The sequence below is a fragment of the Mycobacterium marseillense genome, from assembly GCF_010731675.1.
Taxonomy (GTDB): Bacteria; Actinomycetota; Actinomycetes; order Mycobacteriales; family Mycobacteriaceae; genus Mycobacterium; species Mycobacterium marseillense.
In genome coordinates this window covers 4,262,453-4,288,521 of the sequence record NZ_AP022584.1, presented here as the reverse complement: position 1 = coordinate 4,288,521, position 26,069 = coordinate 4,262,453, and the positions used below count along the sequence as shown (strand labels likewise).

Annotated in this window: 26 protein-coding genes; 11 read left to right on the top strand and 15 right to left on the bottom strand. The window is 67.9% G+C overall.

Annotated features, from left to right (window positions below; all coding sequences use genetic code 11):
- The first annotated feature begins 226 nt into the window (after window positions 1–226).
- Window positions 227–1,084: an HAD-IB family hydrolase gene (locus G6N26_RS19865; protein ID WP_067172243.1), complete on the top strand. Its 858-nt coding sequence runs from the start codon at window positions 227–229 to the stop codon at window positions 1,082–1,084.
- A 461-nt stretch (window positions 1,085–1,545) separates the two neighbouring features.
- Here G6N26_RS19865 and G6N26_RS19860 read toward each other — a convergent pair whose 3' ends face one another.
- The 5 genes from G6N26_RS19860 to G6N26_RS19840 are packed head-to-tail and all read right to left on the bottom strand — an operon-like array spanning window position 1,546 to window position 7,371.
- Entirely contained in the window at window positions 1,546–2,304 is a 759-nt protein-coding gene (locus G6N26_RS19860) for an oxidoreductase (RefSeq protein WP_067172178.1), read from the bottom strand.
- 11 nt (window positions 2,305–2,315) lie between these two features.
- Entirely contained in the window at window positions 2,316–3,950 is a 1,635-nt protein-coding gene (locus G6N26_RS19855; protein WP_067172245.1) for a dipeptide ABC transporter ATP-binding protein, read from the bottom strand.
- Entirely contained in the window at window positions 3,947–4,822 is an 876-nt protein-coding gene (locus G6N26_RS19850; protein WP_067172179.1) for an ABC transporter permease, read from the bottom strand. The genes G6N26_RS19855 and G6N26_RS19850 overlap by 4 nt, the downstream gene beginning before the upstream one ends.
- Window positions 4,815–5,741: an ABC transporter permease gene (locus G6N26_RS19845; RefSeq protein ID WP_067172181.1), complete on the bottom strand. Its 927-nt coding sequence runs from the start codon at window positions 5,739–5,741 to the stop codon at window positions 4,815–4,817. Before G6N26_RS19845 ends, G6N26_RS19850 begins: the two co-directional genes overlap by 8 nt.
- A 1-nt stretch (window position 5,742) precedes the next feature.
- Window positions 5,743–7,371 carry a peptide ABC transporter substrate-binding protein gene (locus G6N26_RS19840; RefSeq protein WP_120312723.1) on the bottom strand — a complete coding sequence of 543 codons (1,629 nt, stop codon included), beginning with the start codon at window positions 7,369–7,371 and terminating at the stop codon, window positions 5,743–5,745.
- An 84-nt stretch (window positions 7,372–7,455) separates the two neighbouring features.
- On the opposite strand from G6N26_RS19840, the gene G6N26_RS25935 reads away from it, so the two are divergent.
- Complete coding sequence (locus G6N26_RS25935; protein ID WP_067172184.1) at window positions 7,456–8,244, top strand: hypothetical protein; 789 nt, start codon at window positions 7,456–7,458, stop codon at window positions 8,242–8,244.
- A 5-nt stretch (window positions 8,245–8,249) separates the two neighbouring features.
- Here G6N26_RS25935 and G6N26_RS19830 read toward each other — a convergent pair whose 3' ends face one another.
- Window positions 8,250–8,792, bottom strand: coding sequence for a DUF4232 domain-containing protein (locus G6N26_RS19830; protein ID WP_179960237.1), 543 nt, complete (start codon window positions 8,790–8,792; stop codon window positions 8,250–8,252).
- A gap of 135 nt (window positions 8,793–8,927) precedes the next feature.
- Here G6N26_RS19830 and acs point away from each other — a divergent pair, with 135 nt between their 5' ends.
- Window positions 8,928–10,883, top strand: a complete 1,956-nt coding sequence (gene acs, locus G6N26_RS19825; protein WP_067172186.1) for an acetate--CoA ligase — start codon at window positions 8,928–8,930, stop codon at window positions 10,881–10,883.
- 10 nt (window positions 10,884–10,893) lie between these two features.
- Here acs and G6N26_RS19820 read toward each other — a convergent pair whose 3' ends face one another.
- Window positions 10,894–11,589 (bottom strand): chymotrypsin family serine protease, encoded by a 696-nt coding sequence (locus tag G6N26_RS19820; RefSeq protein ID WP_095576412.1) that lies wholly within the window; start codon window positions 11,587–11,589, stop codon window positions 10,894–10,896.
- Window positions 11,590–11,842: 253 nt separating this feature from the next.
- Here G6N26_RS19820 and G6N26_RS19815 point away from each other — a divergent pair, with 253 nt between their 5' ends.
- The 3 genes from G6N26_RS19815 to G6N26_RS19805 all read left to right on the top strand — a co-directional run bounded on the left by G6N26_RS19815 (window position 11,843) and on the right by G6N26_RS19805 (window position 14,177).
- Window positions 11,843–12,487 carry a cutinase family protein gene (locus G6N26_RS19815; protein ID WP_083019082.1) on the top strand — a complete coding sequence of 215 codons (645 nt, stop codon included), beginning with the start codon at window positions 11,843–11,845 and terminating at the stop codon, window positions 12,485–12,487.
- A 166-nt stretch (window positions 12,488–12,653) separates the two neighbouring features.
- Window positions 12,654–13,205 (top strand): phage holin family protein, encoded by a 552-nt coding sequence (locus tag G6N26_RS19810; protein WP_083019083.1) that lies wholly within the window; start codon window positions 12,654–12,656, stop codon window positions 13,203–13,205.
- A complete protein-coding gene (locus G6N26_RS19805; RefSeq protein WP_083019084.1) occupies window positions 13,206–14,177 on the top strand; it encodes an alpha/beta fold hydrolase in 972 nt (323 codons plus the stop codon).
- Here the strand turns inward: G6N26_RS19805 and marP are convergent.
- Genes marP through nth form a run of 4 tightly spaced genes read right to left on the bottom strand, consistent with a single transcriptional unit; the run spans window position 14,170 to window position 17,604 of the window.
- Complete coding sequence (gene marP / locus G6N26_RS19800; RefSeq protein ID WP_095578078.1) at window positions 14,170–15,363, bottom strand: acid resistance serine protease MarP; 1,194 nt, start codon at window positions 15,361–15,363, stop codon at window positions 14,170–14,172. The two genes, G6N26_RS19805 and marP, sit on opposite strands and share 8 nt — an antisense overlap.
- An 11-nt stretch (window positions 15,364–15,374) precedes the next feature.
- Entirely contained in the window at window positions 15,375–16,193 is an 819-nt protein-coding gene (locus tag G6N26_RS19795) for an NUDIX hydrolase (RefSeq protein WP_067172196.1), read from the bottom strand.
- 29 nt (window positions 16,194–16,222) lie between these two features.
- A complete protein-coding gene (locus G6N26_RS19790; protein ID WP_067172198.1) occupies window positions 16,223–16,891 on the bottom strand; it encodes a TlpA family protein disulfide reductase in 669 nt (222 codons plus the stop codon).
- Between the two features lie 32 nt (window positions 16,892–16,923).
- The gene (gene nth / locus G6N26_RS19785) at window positions 16,924–17,604 is read right to left on the bottom strand and encodes an endonuclease III (protein ID WP_067172199.1); all 681 of its coding nucleotides are present in this window, start codon (window positions 17,602–17,604) and stop codon (window positions 16,924–16,926) included.
- A gap of 173 nt (window positions 17,605–17,777) precedes the next feature.
- On the opposite strand from nth, the gene G6N26_RS19780 reads away from it, so the two are divergent.
- Together G6N26_RS19780 and crp are read left to right on the top strand one after the other, a co-directional pair.
- Window positions 17,778–18,173 (top strand): hypothetical protein, encoded by a 396-nt coding sequence (locus G6N26_RS19780; RefSeq protein ID WP_225323304.1) that lies wholly within the window; start codon window positions 17,778–17,780, stop codon window positions 18,171–18,173.
- 104 nt (window positions 18,174–18,277) lie between these two features.
- Complete coding sequence (gene crp / locus G6N26_RS19775; protein ID WP_007772229.1) at window positions 18,278–18,952, top strand: cAMP-activated global transcriptional regulator CRP; 675 nt, start codon at window positions 18,278–18,280, stop codon at window positions 18,950–18,952.
- A gap of 213 nt (window positions 18,953–19,165) precedes the next feature.
- On the opposite strand, the gene G6N26_RS19770 is transcribed toward crp, so the two are convergent.
- The 3 genes from G6N26_RS19770 to G6N26_RS19760 are packed head-to-tail and all read right to left on the bottom strand — an operon-like array spanning window position 19,166 to window position 20,594.
- Window positions 19,166–19,957, bottom strand: a complete 792-nt coding sequence (locus G6N26_RS19770) for an MBL fold metallo-hydrolase (RefSeq protein WP_067172203.1) — start codon at window positions 19,955–19,957, stop codon at window positions 19,166–19,168.
- 5 nt (window positions 19,958–19,962) lie between these two features.
- Window positions 19,963–20,430: a RidA family protein gene (locus G6N26_RS19765; protein WP_083019085.1), complete on the bottom strand. Its 468-nt coding sequence runs from the start codon at window positions 20,428–20,430 to the stop codon at window positions 19,963–19,965.
- 2 nt (window positions 20,431–20,432) lie between these two features.
- Complete coding sequence (locus G6N26_RS19760) at window positions 20,433–20,594, bottom strand: DUF4177 domain-containing protein (protein WP_095576409.1); 162 nt, start codon at window positions 20,592–20,594, stop codon at window positions 20,433–20,435.
- Window positions 20,595–20,657: 63 nt separating this feature from the next.
- Here G6N26_RS19760 and G6N26_RS19755 point away from each other — a divergent pair, with 63 nt between their 5' ends.
- Complete coding sequence (locus tag G6N26_RS19755; protein WP_067172207.1) at window positions 20,658–21,677, top strand: ArsA family ATPase; 1,020 nt, start codon at window positions 20,658–20,660, stop codon at window positions 21,675–21,677.
- Window positions 21,674–22,804 (top strand): ArsA family ATPase, encoded by a 1,131-nt coding sequence (locus tag G6N26_RS19750; protein ID WP_067172209.1) that lies wholly within the window; start codon window positions 21,674–21,676, stop codon window positions 22,802–22,804. The genes G6N26_RS19755 and G6N26_RS19750 overlap by 4 nt, the downstream gene beginning before the upstream one ends.
- 51 nt (window positions 22,805–22,855) lie before the next feature.
- Here G6N26_RS19750 and G6N26_RS19745 read toward each other — a convergent pair whose 3' ends face one another.
- Window positions 22,856–23,206: a WhiB family transcriptional regulator gene (locus tag G6N26_RS19745; protein ID WP_008263340.1), complete on the bottom strand. Its 351-nt coding sequence runs from the start codon at window positions 23,204–23,206 to the stop codon at window positions 22,856–22,858.
- A 352-nt stretch (window positions 23,207–23,558) separates the two neighbouring features.
- On the opposite strand from G6N26_RS19745, the gene ponA2 reads away from it, so the two are divergent.
- On the top strand, window positions 23,559–25,991 hold the full coding sequence (gene ponA2, locus G6N26_RS19740) for a transglycosylase/D,D-transpeptidase PonA2 (protein WP_067172211.1): 2,433 nt from the start codon (window positions 23,559–23,561) through the stop codon (window positions 25,989–25,991).
- The last annotated feature ends 78 nt before the right edge of the window (window positions 25,992–26,069 follow it).

The window sequence follows — 26,069 nt, the reverse complement described above, 5'->3', positions numbered from 1 at the left end:
AGGGTCGTCGTGCATCAGCCCCGGGGGGTCGGGCTGATACACCCTCGGCTCAGGCCGAGTAATGCTTACTATACACATGACAGTCCGCAATAACGCAAGAGATCATTTTTTGAAAAATGACCTTGAGCCGCGAAAACACTGTGTCACCGACCCCCCGCATGGCCCTGAGCGGCCATTTCCGGTGCGGGATCGCGGCCCGACGGCACCGCCGACCTATGCTGGGTCGGTGACCGTCTTCGACCCGGCTGCGGAGCAGTCAGCCGCGGGGCATTCAGCGGCAAGCACCACTCCCCACGCTCGCACGGCGGCCTTCTTCGATCTGGACAAGACGATCATTGCCAAGTCCAGCACGCTGGCGTTCAGCAAACCGTTTTTCGCACAGGGCCTGCTCAATCGCCGCGCCGTGCTCAAGTCCAGCTACGCACAGTTCATCTATTTGCTCTCCGGTGCCGATCATGACCAGATGGATCGGATGCGGGCCCACATGACCAACATGTGCACCGGCTGGGACGTGGAACAGGTCAAGTCGATCGTCAACGAGACGCTGCACGACATCGTGACCCCACTGGTGTTCGCCGAAGCCGCCGATCTGATCGCCGCCCACAAATTGTGCGGGCGCGACGTCGTGGTCGTGTCGGCCTCGGGCGAGGAAATCGTCGCTCCGATCGCCCGCGCCCTGGGCGCCACCCATGCGATGGCGACCCGCATGGTCGTCGAGGACGGCCGGTACACCGGAGAGATCGCGTTCTACTGCTACGGCGAGGGCAAGGTCCAGGCGATCCGCGAGCTGGCCGCTCGCGAAGGCTATCCGTTGGAACATTGCTACGCCTACTCCGACTCGATCACCGACCTGCCGATGCTGGAATCGGTCGGCCACCCCAGCGTCGTCAATCCCGATCGCGGGTTGCGCAGGGAGGCCGTCGAGCGCGGCTGGCCGGTGATGTCGTTCTCCCGGCCGGTGTCCTTGCGCGACCGGATCCCGGCGCCGTCCGGCGCGGCGATCGCCACCACCGCCGCGGTGGGCATCAGCGCGCTGGCCGCCGGCGCGGTCACCTATTCGCTGTTGCGCCGCTACGCGTTCTAGGCCAGGGCGACCAGTCAGCAAACTCGTTATACGCGCATTCCACAACGGATTCGGCGCCATTTCGCGAATTGGCTCTTGCTGTGCTAAGGGTCTAGTAGTACAAAGGAACCACGGAAGCCCGGTGAGGCCTAGGTCGATCCGGAAGAGAAGGTTCGATCTCCCGATCCGGGCGCCCAGCACGGTGCCCGGCACCCACGCGGAGTCATAGCCGCGAAAATGGCAGAAGTGTTGCGGGCCTGCGTAATTGCGAAGAGCGGAAGTGTCGACGGCCCTTTGGGTGGGGCTGCAACCAGAAGCGTCGCAAGATCGCCGAGGCCAACCCACGCAGCCCAGAAATGCACGCTTGGTAACCGAGTCCCGTGCTAGCGGGCGGCGGACCGATCATTCGGAACGTCGCCCGCTCTACATTTTTCCGGCCCCCATCCGGTGCCGATTTCCCGGACTTTCGGCCACTGGTTCAGCTACCGATTCGACATCGAGTCGGCGATCGCCAAAGCCTCTTTCGCGCCGGCCTGCATCGCCCGACAACACAGCATCAGCCACGCGCCCACGCCCTCAGAGGTGCCGTCGGCGAACCCCTGAGCCGCGTCGCGATACGCCGCGGGTTGGCGCATCCAGCTGACCTCGGGCACGCCCAACCCGTGTGGGTCTAGCCCGCTGGCGATGGTCACCAACCTCGACACCGCGCGCGCGACCACGCCGTCGGAACTACCGAATGGCTTCAGTGTCAACAACTCCCCGTGCGCGACCGCCGCGATCACCGGGGCCGGCGCCTGGGTGCGGCCGTTCACCAGCTCCGCCAACACCTCCAGCCGCGGACCTACCCCGGCATCGGCGCGGGGGCGACCCAGATGCTCGGCGTCGGCCTGGTCGGCCGCGGCCAGCATGTGCAAACGGGCAAGCGCCTGCAGGGGTGCGCGCCGCCAGATGCCGACGACGGGACCCTCGCCCCCCTCGAGCGCCTGCGCCACCCGGAGTGCGCCCGCGAACACCGGATCGCTGACCTTTCCGGCGTCGGCGAGGTCCTCGAGCCGGATGGGCCCACCGTCGAGGACCGACGACGCGCGCGCCGCCCGCAGCGCGGCCTCGGCGGCGGTCACGGGCCAGCCGCGCAGGTTGGCGCGGTGGCGATGGGCGCGCCCCAGCGCCTCGCGGGCGCGGTCACTGGCCTCGGCGACGCCGGGCAGTTCCATCAGGGGGGCCAGAGGGTCAGCCGTCACAGCTTGACAACCTATCTCCGTCGGATTCTCCCCGCGCGCGGGATGGCGTCCAACAGCTGCCGCGTGTACTCGTGACCGGGACGAGTGAACAGCTCGTCGGCGGGCGCGTGCTCTACCACGCGGCCCGCGCGCATGACCAAGACGTCGTCGGCGATCTGCCGGATCACCGCGAGGTCATGGCTGATGAACAAGTAGGCCAGGCCCAGTTCGGCCTGCAGATCGGCCAGCAGATCCAGGATCTGCGCCTGAACCAGGACGTCGAGCGCCGACACCGCCTCGTCGCAGATCAGCACCTCGGGGCGCAGCGCCAGCGCGCGGGCGATCGCCACGCGTTGGCGTTGGCCGCCGGACAGTTCGCGGGGTAGGCGGTCCAACACCGACGACGGCAGCGCCACCTGGTCGACCAGGTCGTGCACCGCTTGTGCGCGCTGCCTGCGATCACCGACCCGGTGAATCCGCAACGGTTCCTCGATGGCGCGAAACACCGAGTACATGGGATCCAGGCTGCTGTAGGGATTTTGAAACACCGGCTGCACCCGCCGGCGGAACGCCAGCTGTGCGTCCCGGGGCGTCGCGTCGTCGATCCGGGTGCCGTCGAAGACCACCGCGCCCGAGGTGGGCGGCAGGAGGCCGAGCACCATCCGCGCCAGGGTCGATTTTCCCGATCCCGATTCCCCGGCGATCGCCAGCGTGCTCGCCCGGCGCAGCCGAAACGACACCGCGTCGACCGCACGAAATTCGCTGCGGCGCCAGGGAACACCGTGGGATTCGCGGTAGACCTTGGTCAACGCGGAGGCGACGAGGATATCGTCGGCCCCCTCGTCCGGCCGGACCGCTCTCGGACGCGACCGTGCAGCGCCCCGCACCGCCAGCGCCGGCGCCGCGGCGACCAGCCGCCGCGTGTATTCATGTTGCGGGTTCCGCAAGATCGCCGGTGCTGCACCGGATTCCACGACAACACCGCGATGGACGACGACCACGGTCTCGGCCCGTTCCGCGGCCAGCGCCAGATCGTGCGTGATGAGCAGCAGCGCGGTGCCCAGTTCGGTGGTAAGCCGCTGCAGGTGATCGAGCACTTGCCGCTGCACCGTGACGTCCAGCGCGGACGTTGGCTCGTCGGCGATCAACAGTCGCGGCCGGCCCGCCAACCCGATCGCGATCAGCGCACGCTGGCACATGCCGCCGGAGAGCTGATGCGGGTAGCGCCCGGCTTGTTTCGCCGGGTCCGGCATCCCCGCCGCGGCGAGCAGCTCCACCGCACGCTCCCGGGTGCGACGGTCAGAGGTGTTGGCCCGCAACGCTTCCCTGATCTGAAAGCCGATCTTCCACACCGGGTTCAGGTTGGTCATCGGGTCCTGCGGAATGTAGCCGATCTCTCGGCCCCGAATCGCACGCATCGCCCGGCGGTCGGCGGCCGAGATGTCGGCGCCGTCGAACATGATGCGCCCGCCGGTGATTCGCCCGCCGGGCGGAAGGAGCCCGAGGATCGCGGCGGCGGTGGTGGATTTCCCCGATCCCGATTCGCCCACGACGGCGACGGTCTGACCGGGCAACACGGACAGGTCCAGGCCGCACACCGCGGCCTGCTCGCCGAAGCTGACTTCCAGGCCCTCCACCGACAGCAGCGGCTCGGCGGTGGAGCTCATGCCCGCCACGCCCTCGATGCCGGATCCAGCGCGTCGCGCAACGCGTCGCCCATCATCATGAAGGCCAGCACGGTCAGAGCCAGGGCGCCGGCGGGATAGAAGAGGATGGGTGAGCCCGCCCGCAGCCTTGCCTGGGCGAGGTTGATGTCGCCGCCCCACGACACCACCGACGTCGGCAATCCCACCCCGAGGTAGGACAGTGTGGCCTCGGTGACGATGAAAAGGCCGAGGGCGATGGTGGCCACCGCGATGACCGGCCCCAGGGCGTTGGGGAGCGCGTGCCGGAGCAGGATCTGAAACCTGCTCATCCCCAATGCCTTAGCGGCGAGGACGTAATCGCTGCCGCGCACCGCGAGCACCGCACCGCGCGCGATCCGGGCCACCTGGGGCCAGCCGAACAACGCGAGGATCGCGATCACCGTCCACACGGTGCGATGGTGCAGGACCTGCATGAGGACGATGGCGGCAAGCAGCAACGGCAACCCGAAGAACACGTCGGTGACGCGGGAGACCACCGCGTCGATCCAGCCGCCGTAGAAGCCGGCCAACGCACCCAGCGCACCGCCCACGACGAACACGATCGCGGCGGCCCCGAGGCCGACCGTGACCGAGGCGCGCGCGCCGTACACCGTGCGGGCGTACACGTCGTGGCCCTGCAAGTCGGTGCCGAACCAGTGCGCGCGCGAGGCGGGCAGCAGGCTCTGGCTGGGATCGGCGTAGGTCGGATCGACTGTGGTGAACAGCGCCGGAAACAGCGCGACGGCCACGACGAACGCGATCAGCAGGACCGCACCGATGAACTTCGGGCGTCGGTGCAGCCGACGCCAGGTGTCGCGCCAGAATCCGCCCCGCGCGGTGATCCGCTCAGCCATAACGGATCCGGGGATCGAGCGCGGCATACAGCAGGTCGACCATCAGATTGGTGAGTAGGTAGATCAGCACCAGGACGGTCACGATCGAGACCACGGTGGGGGCCTCTTGGCGAGTGACGGCCTGATAGAGCACGCCGCCGATCCCGTGAATGTTGAAGATGCCTTCGGTCACGATGGCGCCGCCCATCAGCGCGCCCAGGTCCGCTCCGAGGAACGTCACCACCGGGATCAGCGAGTTGCGCAGGATGTGCACCGTCACGACGCGGGGCCGCGACAAACCTTTGGCCGTGGCGGTGCGCACGTAGTCGGCGTGCGCGTTGGCGGCCACCGCCGACCGGGTCAACCGCACCACATAGGCGAAAGACACCGAACCCAGCACGATTCCGGGTAGCAGCAGGCGGGTGAAGGTGGCTCGGTGCCCCACGGTCACGGGGGCGATGCCCAGCCGGACGCCGAACACGAACTGCGCCAGGAAGCCCAGCACAAAGATGGGGATCGCGATGATGACCAGACCGGTGATCAACACCGTGGAATCGAAAAGGCCGCCCGCCCGCAGGCCCGCGATCAGTCCGAACCCGATGCCCAGCACCGCCTCGACCGCGAGCGCGATCAACGACAGCCGCAGGGTGACCGGAAACGCGTGTGCGAGAACGTCACTGACGGGCAGCCCAGAATAGGCGCGGCCGAGGTCGCCATGCAGAACACCGCCGAGGTAGCGCAGGTACTGCACGATGAACGGGTCATCGAGGTGATAGCGGGCGCGCAGTTGCGCAGCGACGGCCGGTGTCAGGGGGCGATCGCCGGCGATCGCGGCCAGCGGGTCGCCGGGCAGCAGAAAGACCATGCCGTAGATCAGCAACGTGGCGCCCAGGAACACGGGCACCATGACGGCGATCCGCCGCGCGATATACCAACCCATCTCAGGCCTTCACGATGTTCTCGTAGTCGGGCAGCCCGTTCCAGGTGACGGTGACGTGGCTGACCTCAGCCGACCATCCGACCACGCTGATGTAGTTCCATAGCGGGACAACGGGCATGTCGTGGAACAGGATTCGCTGGGCGTCGTTGGACAGTTTGGTGGCCTGCGCCATGTCGGGCGCGGCTTCGGCGGTCGCCAGCGCGGCGTCGAACTCCTGGCTGGAATAGCCGACGTCGTTGGATCCGGCGCCGGTGGCGAACAGCGGCGCGAGGAATTCGATCATCGACGGGTAGTCGCCTTGCCATCCGGCGCGAAACGCGGTGGCGATGGTGCGGCTGGTGATCTGGGTGCGAAAGCTTGCGAAGGTGGGTTGCGGCGCTCCGGCCGCGTCGATGCCCAGCACGTTCTTGATGCTGTTGGCCACGGCGTCGACCCAGTCCTGGTGTCCCGCATCGGCGTTGTAGGCGATCGCGTAACGCCCGCTCCACGCCGAGATCGCATCGGCCTGCGCCCAGAGTTGCCGCGCCCGCTCGGGATTGAAGTCCAGCGCGTCACTGCCGGTGATGTCCGGGTCGAACCCGGGCAGGGATCGAGCGGTGAAATCGCGTGCGGGACTGCGGGTATCGACGAATATCTGTCGCGAGATCTGTGGCCGGTTGACGGCGGCCGACAGCGCCAGGCGGCGCAGCCGGCCCTCCTCGCCACCGAAATGCGGCAGCCGCAACGGGGTGTCCAGGCTCTGGTTTATCGCGGCCGCACCGCTGGTGACCTTGTCGCCGAGGTCGCGCTTGTAGACCGGAAGGGCGCTGGGCGGGACGGTGTCCAGCACGTCGAGGTTGCCCGACAACAGGTCGGCGTAGGCGGTGTCCAGGTTCGCGTAGAACTCGAACCTCAACCCTTTGTTGTGAGGCTTGCGATTGCCGTGGTATGCGGGGTTGGGCCGCAAGTCGATTCGGACGTTGTGCTCCCACGCGAGCCCGTCGGGGCCCTCGGCGAGTTGGTACGGCCCGTTGCCGATCGGGTGCTGCCCGAACGCGCCCATGTCCCGAAAGGCGGCCTCCGGCAGCGGATAGAAGGCGCTGTGCCCCAACCGCAACGTGAAGTCGATGGTCGGCGCCTTGAGCCGGACGTTGAACTCCAGGTCGTTGACCACCCGCAGCCCGGACATGGTGGCCGCGGTCGGCTTGCCGTCGCCGGTGAGGCCGGCGACCGCGTCGAAGCCATCGATCGGACTGAAAAAGCTCTGCTGCAGTTGGGCATTGGTGCTCAACGCCCCATAATTCCACGCGTCGACGAACGAATGCGCCGTCACCGGTGAGCCGTCGGTGAACGTCCACCCGGGCTTGAGGACGACGCGGTAGTTGACGTTGTCGACGGTGTCGATCGACTGGGCGACCTCGAACGACGGGTGCCCGGCGGCGTCGTAGGACATCAGCCCGGCGAAGAGCCGGTCGAGGATGCGGCCGCCCTGGCTGTCGTTGGTACCGGTCGGGATCAACGGGTTCGGTGGTTCCCCGCCGTTGACCACCACCAGGTCTGGGCTCAGCACACCGCCGCCGCAACCCGCCAGCGAAGCGACCGTGAGCATTGCGACGGCGAGCGGCACCAGCGAGGCCGACAGGGTCCGCATCCGACGCATGACAACCGACCCTAGGGCCTGTGGCGGCGAAGTGGTGAAGTGCCCGGGCCAGGCATGCCGACTTAAACTCGGGCTGTGACCGTCGCCCACCTCGCCGCCGAGGGGGCCGCCTATGAGGCGGGCCGTTTGCTGTTCTCGTTGGGTGGGCCCGCAATCGGTTTGGTCTGCCTGGTCGTTGGTCTAGTGGAGCGCGCGCGCAGCCGGCGACGGCCGCTGGCGTACCCGCAGTACCCACCGAGCTTCCCCGTCAACCCCGGCTACCCCTTCCCGCCGCCGGGCTATCGCGCTCCGCCCTATCCGGCTTATCCGGGCTACGCACCCGGTTCTGCGCCGCGACCGCGCACGCCGAAGTCGGCCACCATCCTCATCACTATCGGTGCCGTGCTGCTTGTGCTGGGCATCTTCGGCAACGCAGCGCGCGTCCTGATCGGCCATCGCGCCGATGCCCTGCTGAGGGTAGGCCAATGCATCACCGAAAGTGATTATGCAGCAGACCATTTCGATGTCCCCGCGAACGGCGGCTGCGCCAACCCGGCGAACACCTACGAACTCGCGTTCAAGGGGGGCGCCTCGGAGAGCTGCCCCGACGGCAAACGAGAGCACTCGATCTATGAGCGCACCAGCAACCACTCGACGCTCCTGTGCTTCATGATCAACCTGCGGCAAGACCAGTGCTACCAGGTGATCCGCGACGGCAAAGCCGTGAGTATGAAACCGGACGACTGCAACAAATCAAGCCCGATGCACGTGAGAGTCAGTCAGCGCATCGACGGCAGCTCGGACAAAACTCGGTGCCCGCCGGACAGCAAAGGCATCGCCTACCCCGTCCCCGCGCGGGTCTACTGCGTGGCCAGAGCCGACTGACACCCTCAGACCGCGGTGACGGGGTGCACCTGTAACTCGCACGCCTCGATGGTGGCCGACACCGTCACGACGTTGGTGGTGCCGGGCGGATTGACGAGCAGGTCCGTGTAGGTGGGGCACGGCTTTCCCTCGCCGTCGACGGCGACGCCCTCGACGATCGCCTGGCCCTGGGTCGAGATGGACAGGACGACGGCGGGCGGGACGGTGTCGCCGGCCGGCAGGCCGCCGAGGTACCCGCGCAGGGTGGGCCGCGCGTGCACCAACGGGCCGCCCGCGCCCGAGTCGACGCCGGCGTATCCGGCGATGGTGCAGGGCTCCGCGCCGCCGGCGAGGGTGAAGATCAGGGTCACCGCGCGATGCCCCATCGCGCCCACGGTGGGCGCGGCGGACACGGCGATCTGATCCGACCAGCACGGCGTCGGCGCGTCGATGGTGTCGGCCGGCATGGCCGCTGCGGGCCACCCCAGCACCGTGGCGGCGGCGTAACTCGTTGCGGCCACGGCAAGGCTGGGGACTAGTCGGCGGATGCTCCGCCCATGACCCGGCACACGGTGATTATCCGCCCTGGGGGCACACTTTGACCCCGGATTCGGGCGCACAGCTACCGCTCGCAGAGCCACGCCCCACACAGCTAGGCTCGCAGTCGGCCGCCCCACGGCGAAGTCTCGACACAGGAGAAGCCAGTGACCGCAACCCACCCCGCGGGCCCCTCGTCGTATCCCCCGTCGGCGCAATTCGTCGAACAGGCCAACGCGGGCGAGGAGCTGTACCGCGAAGCCGAGCAGGACCGGCTGGCCTTCTGGGCCAAGCAGGCCAAGCGGTTGGCGTGGGCGACGCCGTTCACCGAGGTGCTGGACTGGTCCGACGCGCCGTTCGCCAAGTGGTTCGCCGACGGCAAGCTCAACGTCGCGTACAACTGCGTCGACCGCCACGTGGAGGCCGGCCACGGGGATCGGGTCGCCATCCACTGGGAAGGCGAGCCCGTCGGCGACCAGCGGAGCCTGACCTACTCGCAGCTGCACGCCGAAGTCTGCAAGGCCGCCAACGCGCTGACCGACCTCGGCCTGGTGGCCGGTGACCGCGTCGCGATCTACCTGCCGCTGATCCCCGAGGCGGTGATCGCGATGCTGGCCTGCGCGCGGCTGGGCATCATGCACAGCGTCGTGTTCGCCGGCTTCACCGCCAAAGCGTTGCAGGCCCGCATCGCCGACGCGGACGCCAAGCTGCTGATCACCAGCGACGGGCAGTTCCGCCGCGGTAAGCCCGCGCCCCTCAAGGACGCCGCCGACGAGGCGGTCTCGGACCCGAACAGCCCCGTCGAACACGTTGTGGTGGTGCGGCGCACCGGAATTGACGTGTCCTGGAACGATGACCGCGACCTGTGGTGGCACGACGTCGTCGACGCCGCGTCGGCCGAACACACCCCACAACCGTTCGACGCCGAACAGCCATTGTTCCTGCTGTACACCTCGGGAACCACCGGCAAGCCCAAGGGCATCGTGCACACCAGCGGCGGTTACCTGACGCACGCCGCCTACACGCACTACTACGTCTTCGACATCAAGGCCGACACCGACGTGTTCTGGTGCACCGCCGACATCGGCTGGGTCACCGGGCACACCTATGGCGTCTACGCTCCGCTGGCCAACGGGGTGACCGAGGTGCTCTACGAGGGCACACCCGACAGCCCGTCGCAACACCGCCATTTCGAGATCATCGAAAAATACGGCGTCACAATCTATTACACCGCTCCCACACTGATTCGCACGCTCATGAAGTGGGGACGCGAGATCCCCGACGCGCACGACCTGTCCAGCCTGCGGCTGCTGGGGTCGGTCGGCGAACCGATCAATCCCGAAGCGTGGCGCTGGTACCGCAAGGTGATCGGCGCCGAGCGCCTTCCGATCGTCGACACCTGGTGGCAGACCGAGACGGGCGCCACGATGATCTCCCCGTTGCCGGGAGTCGCTGCGGCCAAACCGGGTTCGGCGATGCGGCCGCTGCCCGGGGTGTCGGCGAAGATCGTCGACGACCACGGCGAGGAGCTGCCGCCGCCGGGCGACAACAAGGGCGAGCACGTCACCGGCTACCTGGTGCTGGACCAACCGTGGCCGTCGATGCTGCGCGGCATTTGGGGCGATCCGCAACGCTATGTCGAGACCTACTGGTCCAGATTCGCCGAGCAGGGCTGGTATTTCGCCGGTGACAGCGCCTATTACGACGCCGACGGCGCCATCTGGGTCGTCGGCCGCATTGACGACGTCATGAACGTGTCCGGACATCGGCTCTCCACGGCCGAGGTGGAGTCAGCGCTGGTCGGCCACATCGCGGTGGCCGAGGCGGCGGTGGTGGGCGCGACCGACGAGACGACCGGTCAGGCCATCTGCGCGTTCGTCGTCTTGTGCGCGGACTTCGAGGTGCACGACGGGATCGTCGACGACCTGCGCGTCGAGGTGGCCCGGGAGATCTCCCCCATCGCCCGCCCGCGCGAGGTGCACGTGGTGCCAGAGCTACCCAAGACCCGCAGCGGCAAGATCATGCGCAGGCTGTTGCGGGACATCGCCGAAAACCGCGAATTGGGCGACACGTCAACGCTGCTCGATCCCGGCGTGTTCGACGCGATCAGGGCGGCCAAGTAGCCGGTGGCGTTCAGGCCGGCAGCGGGCTGAACCCCGCACCGGGGCGGTGCTTGTCGTTGATGTCGCCCAGGATCGCGTTGAAGGACTGAACGACGGCCGGCGTGTGCAACGGGATGTACTTGACGATGCAGGTCGGCAGGTTGTCGCTGAACGCGCCGTGAATCATCCCGACCAGCTCGTTGTTGACGGTGACCGGCGCCCCGGAATCACCGGGTTGACCACAGACCTGCATCACGATGGTGCCGGGATTCTGCCCCGCCCCCCAGGTGACCCCGCACGAATTCCCGGTCGTGCGGCCCTGTTTGCAGGCGATCTCGCCGAAGGCCGGGTCCGGACCGATGCCGCTGATCAAGAAGCCGTTGAAGTTCGCCACCGGGGTCACCTTGGCCGGATCGAACTTGATCACCGCGTAGTCGAGGTTGTCGTTGCCGGCGACCATGGTGCCCAACACGCCCGCGTTTTCGGCGCCCTCGGCGGCGACCTGAGCGCCGGGCCCCCCGCAATGCGCGGAGGTGAATCCGATGAGTTCGCCCGCGGCGTCGCCACCGATGGTGGTCAGGGTGCACATGGTGTCGCCGTTGATGACGATGCCCGCACCGCCGCCCAGCGGGACCCGGGCATCGGCGAGAGCAGTGGCTGGGACGCTGATGAGCGCCACGAGCACGGCTACCATCGCCGCCATGTAGCAACGGTAGGCCGTCTGCAAAGCGCACACTCCCATCAAGCGGTCCCGACATCCTGAGCAGCCCGGTCAGTCTAGTCGGCAACGATGTGAGGGACGCAGTGGTCGGTGGCAACGCCATACCGCCGCGTTTATTGCCTTCCGACTCAACGAGATCGCCGGGAAGCTCGGTGGAACGAACGTGCGGCCGCAGCGATACCCACAGAGAGCTCTAAGGTTGGCGACGTCTCGCCGGGGGCATGTTCCCGACGTGGGTGCGTCGCGCATCGTGCGAATAATGGCGGCTGGGGTCGTAACCATCGGCCCCCCGCTCGCCGCGCCGATCCCGTCCGCAACCGCCGGCTCGTGCCCCTTTGCCCAGGTGGTGTTCGCCCGCGGTACCGGCGAGGCGCCCGGGCTCGGCGGCGTCGGGGCGCCGTTCGTCGACAGCCTTCGGTCGCGCCTCGACGAGAGTTCGGTCGGGGTGTACGCCGTCAGCTATCCCGCCAGCGGCGATTGGCCCACCGGGATCGACGGCATCAGGGACGGAGCCGCTCACGTGGCCTCCATGGCGGCGGAGTGCCCGGACACCAGAATGGTGCTGAGCGGTTATTCCCAGGGCGCCACCCTGATGGGCTACCTCACCTCGGGTCAGATTCCCGACGGTGTCGATCCCGCGACCGTGCCCGATTCACTGCCACCCGAGATTGCTGCCCATGTCGCGGCGGTCGTCCTGTTCGGCACACCGAATGCCCGGATCATGAATTTCCTCGGCCAACCGCCGGTCGTCATCGGCCCGCCGTATGCCGACAAAACCCTCCAGCTGTGCGCTCCTGTGGACCCCGTTTGCTCCGAGGGGGCAAAAATCGCCGCGCACAGCGCCTCGGCGTATGCCGACGGTTTGGTCGGCCAGGGCGCGGACTTCGCCGCGAGTCGCCTGTAGATGAGAGCGCCGAGCGACTTCGCGATGCCACGGGCAACACGCCAAACCTTGCGACCCGGCGGACCCGTCGGCGTTCGGCTGGCCTCGTCTGGCTTCTCCTGTCCAGGCGCCACATGGCAACATAAACCGCGACGACAGCGAGGCTGGCGACGACGAAAGAGGATCTGTGAGCAAAGGCGATGGCAAGAACGGTGTGCCCAGCACGCTGACCACAATCCCGTTGACCGACCCGCACGCCAAGCCCGCCGAGTCGTCGATCGGCGACCTGATCAAGGACGCGACCACTCAGGTCTCCACGCTGGTGCGCGCCGAAGTCGAACTGGCCCGCGCCGAAATTACCCGCGACGTCAAAAAGGGCCTCACCGGTAGCGTTTTCTTCATCGCCGCACTGGTGGTGCTGTTTTACTCCACCTTCTTTTTCTTCTTCTTCGTCGCCGAACTGCTCGACACCTGGCTGTGGCGTTGGGTGGCGTACCTGATCGTCTTCGGGATCATGGTGGTGGTCGGCGCCGCGCTGGCCCTGCTGGGCTTCCTCAAGGTGCGCCGAATTCGAGGGCCGCGCCAGACGATCGAATCGGTCAAGGAGACCCGCACCGCGCTCACGCCGGGCCATGACAAGGCCGCCGGCCCGGAATTGAGGGCCAAGCAACTCACCGAGAGCCACGGCAGGCACGCGAAGCGCGGCGACGACGCCACCGGCGATCCCTCGGGTGGGTAGATGGCGCCACCGGATCCGTCGGTAACCCGCATCGACGGGCCATGGCGCCACCTGGATGTGCACGCCAACGGCATCCGTTTTCACGTCGTCGAGGCCGTAGGGGTCCGCGATGCCGGAGGCCTGCCGCCGACGGCGCGGCCGTTGGTGATGCTGTTGCACGGATTCGGCTCGTTCTGGTGGTCCTGGCGTCACCAACTGCGCGGTCTGACCGGCGCGCGCGTGGTCGCGGTCGACCTGCGCGGCTACGGCGGCAGCGACAAGCCGCCCCGCGGCTACGACGGCTGGACGCTGGCCGGGGACACGGCCGGACTCATCCGTGCGCTCGGGCACTCCTCGGCGACGCTGGTCGGCCACGCCGACGGCGGGTTGGCCTGCTGGGCCACCGCGCTGCTGCATTCGCGGCTGGTGTCGGCAATCGCGCTGATCAGCTCGCCGCACCCGGCGGCGTTGCGGCGATCCACGTTGACGCGACGCGACCAGGGTTATGCGCTGTTGCAGACGCTGCTGCCCTACCAAGTGCCGTTGTGGCCCGAGCGCCTGCTGACCCGCGACAACGCCGCGGAGATCGAACGCCTGGTCCGCAGTCGCAGCTGCGCGAAATGGCTTGCATCCGAGGATTTTTCCGAGACCATCGGTCATCTGCGAACGGTGATACAGATCCCGGGGGCCGCACACTGCGCGCTGGAATACCAGCGCTGGGCGGCGCGCAGCCAACTGCGCGACGAAGGCCGGCGGTTCATGGGGTCGATGTGCCAGCAGCTCAGCGTGCCGCTGTTGCACCTACGCGGTGAGGCCGACCCCTACGTGCTGGCCGACCCGGTCGATCGGACGCAACGCTATGCGCCGCAGGGGCGTTACGTATCCATCGCGGGCGCAGGGCATTTCAGCCACGAAGAGGCTCCCGAAGAAGTCAACAGGCACCTGACGAGATTTCTCGACCAGGTTCACGGGTCGCGGGCCAAGCTCAACTGACGCAGGACCCGGTGCCCACCGTCTGCGTGTCACCGATTTTGGCGAGCTGACCGGCTACCTCGTCGGCGGTCAGCACAAACCCGGTGTCGGGGTCGTCGACGGCCGCGCCGAACACCACACCGAGAACGTGGCCGTCGAGGTCGATCAACGGTCCACCCGAATTACCTTGCTCCACACTGGCTCTGATTGTGTAGACGTCACGGGTGACCGGCGCCGGGTCCCGGTAGATGTCCGGCCCGCTCAACTTGATCAGCTCCCGGATCCTGGCCGGGGTCGCAGTGAAGTTGCCCCCACCCGGGTAACCCAGCACGACGACACTGGTCCCCGTTTTCGCGTCGGTCTGTGCGAAAGGCAACGGTGGCGGCGGCAAGTTGGGGACCGCCAGTATCGCGACGTCGACCGACGGATCGTAGGACACCACGGTGGCGTCCAGCGGATTACCACTGGCGTAGATCTGAACGCTGTTGGATCCGGCCACCACGTGCGCGTTGGTCATCACCCGGTCGGGCGCGATCACGAATCCGCTGCCCTCCAACACTTTCTGGCAGCTGGGGGCAAGGCTGCGCACCTTGACCACGCTCGGAGCGGTGGCCTGCACGACCGGGTTGGTGGCCAGCTCGGGATCGGGTGAGGCGACCGGGATGACCGGGGTGCGGCTGAACGGATCCAACACGGCGGGCAAGCCGGATGTGTTCAGCAGCGCGGACAGTCGCTTGGGCACCGTCTTGAGCCACGGCGGCGCCACATCGTTGACCTGAGCCAACACTCGCGAACCCCGCACGGCGGCCGCCAGTTCCGGCTGGTCCTTCGACTGCGTCAGCGGCGTCGCCAGCAGCCAGGCGGCGGTCAGCACCACGACCAGCTGGACTCCCACCCCGATGACCGAGTCGACGGTTCGGATGGAGCGGCTCCGGATCGCGCCCCGGACGGCTCGCCCCAACACCACGCCCGCGACCTCACCGATGACGACGAGCGCGAGGATCAAAAACAGTGCCGCAAACAATTTGGCGCGCGGCGCGGCGATGTGGCTGACGAGGTGGGGCGCCAGCAGCACACCGGCGATCGCGCCGAGCAACACCCCGACGAACGACAGCAGCGAACCCAGCGCCCCCGATCGCCAGCCCGAGACCGCCGCGATGAAGGCGACCGCCAGCACGGCGATATCCAGCCACTGCGACGGGGACATCGAATTCATGTTCATCGGAGGGGCTCACCCCGTTCACCGACCAGCGCCATCGCCGTGTCCAACTCCCGCTCGTCGGCGGTGTCCCATGGCTGCGCCCAGCCGGCGACGTCGAGCAATGCGGAGATCACCTGGCCAGTGAAGCCCCAGACCAGCATCTCGTTGAGGAGAAACGCCGGCCCGGCCCACCGGCGGCCGAGGTCGCCGCGGTACACCATCAACCGGTTTTCCGGATTGATGAAGGCGCGCACCGGAACTCGCGCCACGATCGCCGTCTCGGCCTCGTTGACGACGGCCACCGAACCGGGATCCGGCGAGTACGCCAGCACCGGGACGACGTGAAACTGCGACGGCGCGATGAACATCCGCTCCATGGTGGCCAGGGGATGCAGCCTGCTGAGGTCGATTCCGGTTTCCTCGTGGGCCTCGCGCAAAGCGGTGGAGACCGGGCCGTCGTCGGTGGGATCGGCGGCGCCGCCGGGGAACGCCGCCTGGCCGGCGTGGTGGCGCAGGGTCGACGCCCGCACGGTGACCAACAGGTCGGCGTCGTCGGGCGGGCCGCCACCGGGCGGGCCCGTTTGCGGGCCGGAGAACAACACCAGCACCGCGGCTTCGCGGGCGGCTCCGCGCAGCGTGGTGACCGCCGAGGCGGCCTTGCTCGTGATCATCGCCAACACGTCGGCCGGCAGCCGGCGGCGGGCGGCATCCGGGATGTCATCGACGTGGTCGACCAGTGGACGCAGCCAGGACGGGCTGGCGTCGGGCGTCAGCGGAACGGTCCCGCGCGCGGGGGCGGGGTCCCCATTCCGCAGGGGCGAACCCCCAGCACTCACGGCCCCTCCAGTCGGTTCAATTTTTCCGCTTATCCCCGGTCGGTTCCGATCGCCGCCGCGATCTCGTCGGCCGAGGTGAAAGCTCGCGGCAGCGTCTGCGCAACGCTACCGTCCGGCCGCAGGACCACCGTCGCGGGCATCACATTTACCACCCGCAGCGCGGCCGCGACCCGGCGGCGACCGTCCTGCAGGGTCGGCAGCCGAACGCCGAGCTCGGCGAGCCGCAGCAAGGCGGCGGTCTCGTTCTCGTCTTGATGCACCGTCACCACCGTCACGTCCGAACCGGCCCGTCGTTGATACTCGGCCATCGCGGGCAGTTCGGCGGCGCACGGCGCGCACCAATAGGCCCACAAGTTGAGGACCACGCGGCGCCCGGCCACCGCGCGGGCGACGTCGACCACCGACCCGTCGGCGGCGCATTCGGCCGTCACGCCGCGCAGCGCCTCGGGGCCGAGACCGCTTCCGGCGCCGGGACACGGCGCCAGGCCGGCCCGTTGCCGCGGACCGGCCAGCGCCGCGGGGGTATCGGCGTCGCGGTGTTCCCGGTCCGCCGTTGCACGATCGGTCGCGGGCGCCCCCGGCGCCGCGGAGTGGTCGCGCAGCTGCGCCACCAGCGCCGCGATCAGCGCGACCACCACCGCCAGAATCGCGATGTGCCAGCGAGCCTTCCGGGTGAGTGTCGGCCTCCAAGTCGACATGCGGTCCCTGTGCGGTTCGGTTCCGGCGCGGGCTACAGCCCGGCCAGCGCGAGCAGGTGCTCGGTTTCCGGGCCCTTCACCAGCGCGGCGGCCAGCGGCGCTTCGGTGGGACCCAGCCCGAAGGAGGGGCAATCCTTGGCGATCAGGCAGACGCCGCACGCGGGTTTGCGCGCGTGGCACACCCGGCGGCCGTGAAAGATCACCCGGTGGCTCAGCATCGTCCATTCACTGCGCTCGATGAGCTCGCCGACCGAGTGCTCGATCTTGACCGGGTCCTTGTCCGTGGTCCAGCGCCACCGGTGCACGAGCCGTGCGAAATGCGTGTCGACGGTGATGCCGGGGATGCCGAAGGCGTTGCCCAGGATGACGTTGGCCGTCTTGCGTCCCACGCCGGGCAGGGTGACCAGTTCGGTCATGGTGGCGGGCACCTCGCCCTCGAACCGTTCGACCAGGGCCTGGCCGAGACCGATCAGCGAGGACGCCTTATTGCGGAAGAATCCCGTCGGGCGGATGAGATTTTCCAGTTCGGCGCGGTCCGCTTGCGCGTAATCCAGCGCCGACGGATACCGCTTGAACAACGCCGGCGTCGTCAGATTCACCCGCTTGTCGGTGCTCTGCGCGGACAGGATGGTGGCGACGGCCAGCTCCAGCGGCGTGGTGAAGTCCAGTTCGCAGTGCGCGTCCGGAAACGCTTGTGCCAGTGCACGATTCATCCGCCGCGCCCGTCGCACCAACCCAACTCGGGATTCCTGCGACCGGTGTCCGGCCTCGCCGCCGCCGGGCTGGGCCGGCGTTGACTTCGAACGGCCGGACGACTTTGCGACTGTCACCTCCGACAGAGTACTGATTTCGTGATCTCGCCGAGACCTCGTGTTGATGCAAGGCCATGTTTACTCTTCGTGTGTCATGGTTGCTGGTAGCCGGAGTTCCGGCGCTGCTGATGCTGGCGGCGCTGGGTCTGGGGCGGCTCGAATCCGAGCTCACCCAAGACGCCATGGTGGTGACCGACGTCAACGAATTTCTCGAGCTCGCGGGCGGCGTCGACATGCGCACGTTGGCCTCCGAAGGCATGCCCGAGGCGCTCGAATACCTGCACCGCCGCGAGGCCCGACAACTGCCCGGCCCCGTGTTGACGGGGCGCAACGACGGCCCGCGCCACGCGGCCCCGTCATTCGCCGTCGGCTTCGTCGACCGCGACGAGATGACGCTGCCCACGCGAATCCACGGCCATTCGCACGTCAATCCGCAATTTAGGGCACCTCGACACGCCAATCGTGTGTAGCGTTGGCACGTTAGACACAATGGCGTTCCTCTAGACTCGTCACGCGAGCATGGGATCAGCCTGCCCGTATCACAGTAATTTTCTGGGAAAGTTGAAGAGGCAACGTGGACGAGATCCTGGCAAGGGCAGGAATCTTCCAAGGGGTTGAGCCCGGCGCGGTCACCGCGCTGACCAAGCAGCTACAACCCGTCGACTTCCCCCGCGGACACACAGTCTTCGCTGAGGGGGAACCGGGGGATCGGCTCTACATCATCGTCGCGGGGAAGGTGAAGATCGGTCGCCGCTCGCCCGATGGACGCGAGAACCTGCTGACGATCATGGGCCCGTCGGACATGTTCGGGGAACTGTCGATCTTCGACCCGGGTCCGCGAACGTCCAGCGCCACCACCATCACCGAGGTGCGCGCGGTGTCGATGGACCGTGACGCGCTGCGGGCATGGATCGCCGATCGCCCCGAGATCGCCGAGCAGTTGTTGCGAGTGCTGGCCCGACGGCTGCGCCGCACCAACAACAACCTGGCCGACCTCATCTTCACCGACGTGCCCGGTCGGGTGGCCAAGCAGCTGCTGCAGCTCGCCCAGCGTTTCGGCACTCAAGAAGGTGGCGCCATGCGGGTCACCCACGACCTGACGCAGGAAGAGATCGCCCAGCTGGTGGGGGCGTCCCGGGAGACGGTGAACAAGGCGCTGGCCGATTTCGCCCACCGCGGCTGGATCCGCCTCGAGGGCAAGAGCGTGCTGATCTCGGACTCCGAGAGGCTGGCCCGCCGAGCGAGGTAAGCGCGCGCGAAGCGCGGGCGCAACCGAGCGAGAATCCAGTCCCGAGCGAGGTAAGCGCGCGCGAAGCGCGGGCGCAAGCGAGCGAGAATCCAGCCCCGAGCGAGGTAAGCGCGGGCGTGCTCTTTGGTCTGCGAACGTAACGTGGCTGCGATTTCCGGCGCGCAATTTCGCAATGGCGTTACGCTCGCGAACGCTCGCAGGGCGAGTTCGCCCTTAGCCGCGCAGGTGATTCAGCTGCACCTGCACCGACCATTCGGCGGCGTCCCACAGCTTCTCGTCGACGTCGACGTAGACGTGCTCGACGATCTGGCGCGCCCCCGCGTCCTCGCCCAGCTCGCGCAGCGCGGACCGCACCTGCTCCAGTCGCTCATGGCGGTGCGCAATGTATCCGCGCGTGACAGCGTCCAGGTCGGGCAGGTCCGGCCCGTGGCCGGGCAGCACGGCGCGGTGGCCCAGCCCGCGCAGCCGGTGCAGCGATTCCAGGTAGTCGGTGAGGTTGCCGTCTTCGGAATCCATGACGGTGGTGCCGCGACCGAGGACCGTATCGGCGGTCAGCACGGCATCGTCGAGCACGAAGGACAGCGAATCGGCGGTGTGGCCGGGGGTAGCCATGACTTTGATTTTGAGTCCGGCCGCATCGATCACCTCGCCGTCCACCAGCTCGCCGCCCAGCCCACGCAGAAAGCCGCTGCCCGCCGACCGGACCGTCGCGCCGGTGCGCTCGACCAGCTTGTCGATGCCGTCGGTGTGGTCGCCGTGCCGGTGGCTGATCAGCACCAAACTGATGCGGCCCAGCGCGGCGATCCGCGCGATGTGCTCGTCGTCGTCGGGCCCGGGATCCACAATGACCAGCTCGTCGCTCCGCGGGCCGCGCAGCACCCAGGTGTTGGTGCCTTCCAGCGTCATCAGGCCGGGATTGTCCGCCAACAGGACCGAGACCGTGTCCGTGACCGCCCGCAGCCTGCCGTATGCGGGGTGGGTCAGCGACTCGGCAACCTCGGACACGGTCGTCAGCCGACCTCGACGATCAGCTCCACTTCCACCGGCGCGTCCAGTGGCAGCTCCGAGACGCCGACCGCCGACCGCGCGTGCGCGCCCCGGTCACCGAACACCTCGGCGAGCAGATCGGAGGCCCCGTTGATGACGCTGGGCTGGCCATTGAATCCGGGCGCCGATGCGACGAACCCGACCACCTTCACCACCCGGGTCACCGAGTCGATGCCCACCAGCGAGTCGACCGCCGCCAGCGCGTTGAGCGCGCAGATCCGCGCCAGCGCCTTGCCCTCGTCCGGGGCGACGTCCGCGCCGACCTTGCCGGTGCCCACCAGCTTTCCGGCCTCCATCGGCAGCTGGCCCGCGGTGTAGACGAGGTTGCCCGTGCGCACCGCCGGAACGTAGGAGGCCAGCGGCGCGACCACCTCCGGTAGCGCTAGACCGAGCTCGCCCAGTCGGGCCTTCCAGGAAGGCTGGGCACTCATCTTTACTTGGGGCGCTTGAGGTAGGCGACGTGCTGTTCGCCGGTCGGGCCGTTCAGCACGGACACCAGCTCCCAGCCGTCGGCCCCCCACTGGTCGAGGATCTGTTTGGTGGCGTGCGTCAGCAACGGGACGGTGACGTACTCCCAGGCGGTCGGTTCGCTCATGCGGCGAGCTTATCGGTCGGAGGTGAACCGCTCCGGCCTGCCCGGCCGGGCTAGCATGCGAAGGTGGCAACCACATCGAGCGGCGGTAGCGCCGTCGGCTGGCCGGCGCGCTTGACCAAGGCCCGCTTACATTTTGTGACCGGCAAAGGCGGTACGGGCAAGTCGACGATCGCGGCGGCGCTGGCGCTGACGCTGGCGGCGGGGGGTCGCAAGGTCCTGCTCGTGGAAGTCGAGGGCCGCCAAGGGATTGCGCAACTCTTCGACGTCCCGCCCCTGCCGTACCAGGAGGTGAAGATCGCGACCGCCGAACGCGGCGGTCAGGTCAACGCCCTGGCGATCGACATCGAGGCCGCGTTCCTGGAATACCTCGACATGTTCTACAACCTGGGCATCGCGGGCCGCGCGATGCGCCGCATCGGTGCGATCGAGTTCGCGACGACCATCGCGCCCGGCCTGCGCGACGTGCTGCTCACCGGAAAGATCAAGGAGACGGTGATCCGCGTCGACAAGAACCGGCTCCCCGTCTATGACGCCATCGTCGTCGACGCCCCTCCGACGGGACGGATCGCGCGCTTTCTGGATGTCACCAAGGCCGTCTCCGACCTGGCCAAGGGCGGCCCGGTGCACTCGCAGGCCGACGGCGTGGTGAAGCTGCTGCACTCCGAGCAGACCGCCATTCACCTGGTCACCCTGTTGGAGGCGCTGCCCGTCCAGGAGACGCTGGAAGCCATCGAGGAGCTCGCCGAAATGCAGCTGCCGATCGGCAGCGTGATCGTCAACCGCAACATCCCCTCCTACCTGCAGCCGGCGGATCTGGCGAAGGCCGCCGAGGGGGACGTCGACGCCGACTCGGTGCGGGCCGGCCTGGAAAAGTCCGGAATCACGTTGAACGACAACGACTTCGCCGGGCTGTTGACCGAGACCATCGAGCACGCGACGGTGATCGCCACGCGCTCCGAGATCGCCCAACAGCTTGATGCGCTGAAGGTGCCGCGGCTCCAACTGCCGGCGATCTCCGACGGTGTCGATTTGGGTAGCCTTTACGAACTGTCGGAATCGCTTGCACAGCAGGGAGTTCGATGAGCACCACGCCGAAACCGCTTGACATGGCCGCCATCCTGGCCGACACATCGAACCGGGTGGTGGTGTGCTGCGGCGCTGGCGGTGTGGGCAAGACGACCACCGCCGCCGCGATCGCGTTGCGCGCCGCCGAATACGGCCGCAACGTCTGCGTCTTGACGATCGACCCGGCGAAGCGGTTGGCCCAGGCGCTGGGGGTCAACGACCTCGGCAATACGCCGCAGCGCGTCCCGCTGGCGGCGGAGGTCCCCGGCGAGTTGCACGCGATGATGCTCGACATGCGTCGCACCTTCGACGAAATGGTGGTCCAGTACTCCGGACCCGGTCGCGCACAAGCGATTTTGGACAACCAGTTCTACCAGACCGTCGCGAGTTCGCTCGCGGGCACGCAGGAATACATGGCGATGGAGAAGCTGGGGCAGCTGCTGGCCGAGGATCGCTGGGACCTGGTGGTCGTCGACACCCCGCCGTCGCGCAATGCGCTGGACTTCCTGGACGCGCCGAAACGACTGGGCAGCTTCATGGACAGCCGGTTGTGGCGGCTGCTACTGGCGCCGGGCCGCGGAATCGGCCGATTGGTCACCGGCGCAATGGGTTTGGCGATGAAGGCGATCTCCACGATCCTGGGCTCACAGATGCTCGGCGACGCCGCGGCGTTCGTGCAATCGCTGGACGCCACCTTCGGCGGCTTCCGGGAGAAGGCGGATCGCACCTACGCCCTGCTGAAAAGGCGCGGCACGCAATTCGTTGTGGTGTCGGCGGCCGAGCCCGACGCGCTGCGCGAAGCATCCTTCTTCGTCGACCGCTTGTCGCAGGAAGGGATGCCGCTCGCCGGGCTGGTCTTGAACCGCACGCATCCGACGTTGTGCGCCCTGCCGGCCGAGCGGGCGATCGATGCCACCGAAATGCTCGAGCACGACACCGATTCCGAAGCCGCGTCGCTGGCCGCGGCCGTGTTGCGGATCCATGCCGACCGCGCGCTAACCGCCAAGCGGGAAGTCAGATTGCTGTCCCGATTCACCGGAGCCAATCCGCACGTGCCGGTCATCGGCGTTCCGTCGCTGCCGTTTGACGTTTCGGACCTGGAAGCGCTGCGAGCCCTCGCCGACCAGATCACGTCGGTCGCTTAGACCGAGCCACCCCGCACCGGGCGGGGTGGGCCGTCACTGTGCGGCACCGGGTCAGCCGGCGGTGCGGCTTCTGCTCTTGTCGAAGAAGTCCGCCCAGGACACCACCTCGGGGTGTTGCTTGAGCAGCGCGCGGCGTTGCCGCTCGGTCATGCCGCCCCAGACCCCGAATTCGACCTTGTTGTCCAGCGCGTCTGCCGCGCACTCCTGCATCACCGGGCAGTGCCGGCAGATCACTGCCGCTTTGCGCTGGGCCGCGCCACGGACAAACAGTTCGTCGGGGTCGGTCGTGCGGCAGAGCGCTTTCGAGACCCAAGCGATCCGTTCTTCAGCATCGACGCTGCGGAGTACACCTTGTGCGGCTGCAATGTTTGTCCTACGCGCCGCCGGCCGTATTGGTGACACGAATCGTTCCCTTTCCCTACCGGCCGCCCGTCACGGCCGCCCTCCTTGGGTGCAGATCCAACCCTGCGATCTACGCCTCACCATGTACATCGGTGTTACCTGAATCTCACCGTGTGTCTAAGTTAGGTGGTCAGGTGCCAATTGCGCAACAGTCCGATAACGCTTTTTTTGGGACGAGCGTGCCGTCTCGTCCAAAAAATGGGGTGCGAAAGTGATCTTGCACACTGGGCTACCCGTCTGACCTGTGACGCAATCGCAAATTCTCGGTGCGCGTCCGGGGCGCGCCGGCGCCGAAATTTTTGCCTGAAGTTGCAGCGTGGCGGCGTGACTGGGGGCCGCTACTGTAGTAGCCATGTCAGACCGCCCCCCGGCCGCGCTCACGATTTTGAAGCTCGCGGGGTTCTGTTTGTTGGCCAGCGTCGTCGCCACCGCACTCCTGTTCCCCGTCGCCGGTGGCATAGGACTGGTGTCCAATCGGGCTTCGGAAGTGGTCGCCAACGGCTCCGCGCAGCTGCTCGAGGGCGAGGTGCCGGCCGTGACGACGATGGTCGACACCAAGGGCAACACCATCGCGTGGCTGTACTCGCAACGCCGATTCGAGGTGCCCAGCGACAAGATCGCCAACACGATGAAGCTGGCGATCGTCTCCATCGAGGACAAGCGGTTCGCCGACCACAACGGGGTGGACTGGAAGGGCACCCTGACCGGCCTGGCGGGCTACGCGCGCGGTGACGTGGACACGCGTGGCGGTTCGACCATCGAGCAGCAGTACATCAAGAACTACCAGCTGCTGGTCACCGCGAAGACCGACGCGGAGAAGCGGGCGGCGGTGGAGACCACCCCGGCGCGCAAGCTGCGCGAGATCCGGATGGCGCTGACCCTGGACAAGACGTTCACCAAGCCCGAGATCCTGACCCGCTACCTGAACCTGGTCTCGTTCGGCAACAACTCGTTCGGCGTGCAGGACGCCGCCCAGACCTACTTCGGCATCAACGCCGCCGACCTGAACTGGCAGCAGGCGGCGCTGCTGGCGGGCATGGTGCAATCGACCAGCGCGCTCAACCCGTACACCAACCCCGAGGGCGCCCTCGCGCGGCGAAACCTGGTGCTGGACACCATGATCGAGAACATCCCACAGGAGGCCGAGGCGCTCCAGGCCGCCAAGGCCGCGCCGCTGGGCATCCTGCCGCAGCCCAACGAGCTGCCGCGCGGCTGCATCGCGGCGGGCGATCGGGCGTTCTTCTGCGACTACGTGCAGGAGTACCTCTCCCGCGCCGGGATCAGTAAGGAACAGGTGGCCCGGGGCGGCTATCTGATCAAGACCACGTTGGACCCCGACGTGCAACTCCCGGTCAAGTCGGCGATCGACAAGTTCGCCAGCCCGACGCTGCCGGGCATCTCGAGCGTGATGAGCGTGATCCAGCCCGGCAAGACGTCGCACAAGGTGATGGCGATGGCCAGCAACCGCACGTATGGGCTGGACGTCGACGCCGGCCAAACCATGCGGCCGCAACCCTTCTCCCTGGTCGGCGACGGCGCGGGATCGGTCTTCAAGATCTTCACCACGGCCGCGGCCCTGGATATGGGGATGGGCATCAACGCCACCCTCGAGGTGCCGGGCCGGTTCCAGGCCAAGGGCATGGGTAGCGGCGGGGCCAAGGGCTGCCCGAAGGACAACTGGTGCGTGATCAACGCCGGTAACTACCGCGGGTCGATGAACGTGACCGACGCGTTGGCCACCTCGCCGAACACCGCGTTCGCCAAGCTGATCCAGCAGGTCGGGGTGACGCGCACGGTGGACATGGCGATCAAGCTCGGCCTGCGGTCCTACGCCGACCCGGGCACCGCCCGCGACTACAACCCCGACAGCAACGAGAGCCTGGCCGACTTCGTCAAACGGCAGAACATCGGCTCGTTCACCCTGGGCCCGATCGAGGTGAACGCGCTGGAGCTGTCCAACGTCGCGGCCACGCTGGCCTCGGGTGGCACCTGGTGCCCGCCGAACCCGATCGACAAGCTGGTCGACCGCAAGGGCAACGAGGTCGCGGTGACGACCGAGACCTGCGATCAGGTGGTCCCCGAGGGTCTGGCCAACACCCTGGCCAACGCGATGAGCAAGGACGCGCTGGGTGGTGGCACGGCGGCCGGTTCGGCCGGCGCGGCGGGCTGGGACCTGCCGGTCTCGGGTAAGACCGGCACCACCGAGGCGCATCGCTCGTCGGGCTTCGTCGGATTCACCAACCACTACGCGGCGGCCAACTACATCTACGACGACTCCACCAACCCCACGGACCTGTGTTCGTCCCCGTTGCGGCACTGCGGCGAGGGCGACCTCTACGGCGGTAACGAGCCCGCGCGCACGTGGTTCACCGCGATGAAACCGATCGCCACCAACTTCGGGCCGGTGCAACTGCCACCCACCGACCCGCGCTACGTCGACGGCTCACCCGGGTCGCGGGTGCCGAGTGTGGCGGGCCTGGACATCGACGCGGCGCGGCAACGCATCAAGGAGGCGGGCTTCCAGGTCGCCGACCAGAACAACTTCGTCAACAGCAGCGCCAAGCAGGGCGAGGTGGTCGGCACGACACCGAGCGGCGCGACGATTCCGGGCTCGATCGTCACCATTCAGGTCAGCAACGGCATTCCGCCCGCCCCGCCGCCGCCCCCCGAGGGGGCGCCGGTGCCGGTCGGCTCGCAGGTGGTCGAGATTCCGGGGCTGCCGCCGATCACCATCCCCCTGATGGCGCCGCCACCGCCGGCCCCGCCCGGTGCGCCACCCCCGTAGACCTCCGCACTCCCCGGCGCCCCGCTCGTCGTGCGGCGCGCGTGACGCAGGAGATACGGAGCAGGTCCGCGACCGGCA

Bases quoted from the DNA above. Each gene is read 5' to 3' on its own strand.
- G6N26_RS19790 (WP_067172198.1), bottom strand. From the start codon at position 16,891: ATGTCGACTTGGAGGCCGACACTCACCCGGAAGGCTCGCTGGCACATC.
- nth (WP_067172199.1), bottom strand. From the start codon at position 17,604: ATGAATCGTGCACTGGCACAAGCGTTTCCGGACGCGCACTGCGAACTG.
- ponA2 (WP_067172211.1), top strand. From the start codon at position 23,559: ATGTCAGACCGCCCCCCGGCCGCGCTCACGATTTTGAAGCTCGCGGGG.
- G6N26_RS19850 (WP_067172179.1), bottom strand. From the start codon at position 4,822: ATGGCTGAGCGGATCACCGCGCGGGGCGGATTCTGGCGCGACACCTGG.
- G6N26_RS19805 (WP_083019084.1), top strand. From the start codon at position 13,206: ATGGCGCCACCGGATCCGTCGGTAACCCGCATCGACGGGCCATGGCGC.
- G6N26_RS19855 (WP_067172245.1), bottom strand. From the start codon at position 3,950: ATGAGCTCCACCGCCGAGCCGCTGCTGTCGGTGGAGGGCCTGGAAGTC.
- G6N26_RS19765 (WP_083019085.1), bottom strand. From the start codon at position 20,430: ATGAGTGCCCAGCCTTCCTGGAAGGCCCGACTGGGCGAGCTCGGTCTA.
- G6N26_RS19760 (WP_095576409.1), bottom strand. From the start codon at position 20,594: ATGAGCGAACCGACCGCCTGGGAGTACGTCACCGTCCCGTTGCTGACG.
- G6N26_RS19845 (WP_067172181.1), bottom strand. From the start codon at position 5,741: ATGGGTTGGTATATCGCGCGGCGGATCGCCGTCATGGTGCCCGTGTTC.
- G6N26_RS19750 (WP_067172209.1), top strand. From the start codon at position 21,674: ATGAGCACCACGCCGAAACCGCTTGACATGGCCGCCATCCTGGCCGAC.
- G6N26_RS19780 (WP_225323304.1), top strand. From the start codon at position 17,778: ATGTTTACTCTTCGTGTGTCATGGTTGCTGGTAGCCGGAGTTCCGGCG.
- marP (WP_095578078.1), bottom strand. From the start codon at position 15,363: ATGTCCCCGTCGCAGTGGCTGGATATCGCCGTGCTGGCGGTCGCCTTC.
- G6N26_RS19840 (WP_120312723.1), bottom strand. From the start codon at position 7,371: ATGCGGACCCTGTCGGCCTCGCTGGTGCCGCTCGCCGTCGCAATGCTC.
- G6N26_RS19815 (WP_083019082.1), top strand. From the start codon at position 11,843: ATGGCGGCTGGGGTCGTAACCATCGGCCCCCCGCTCGCCGCGCCGATC.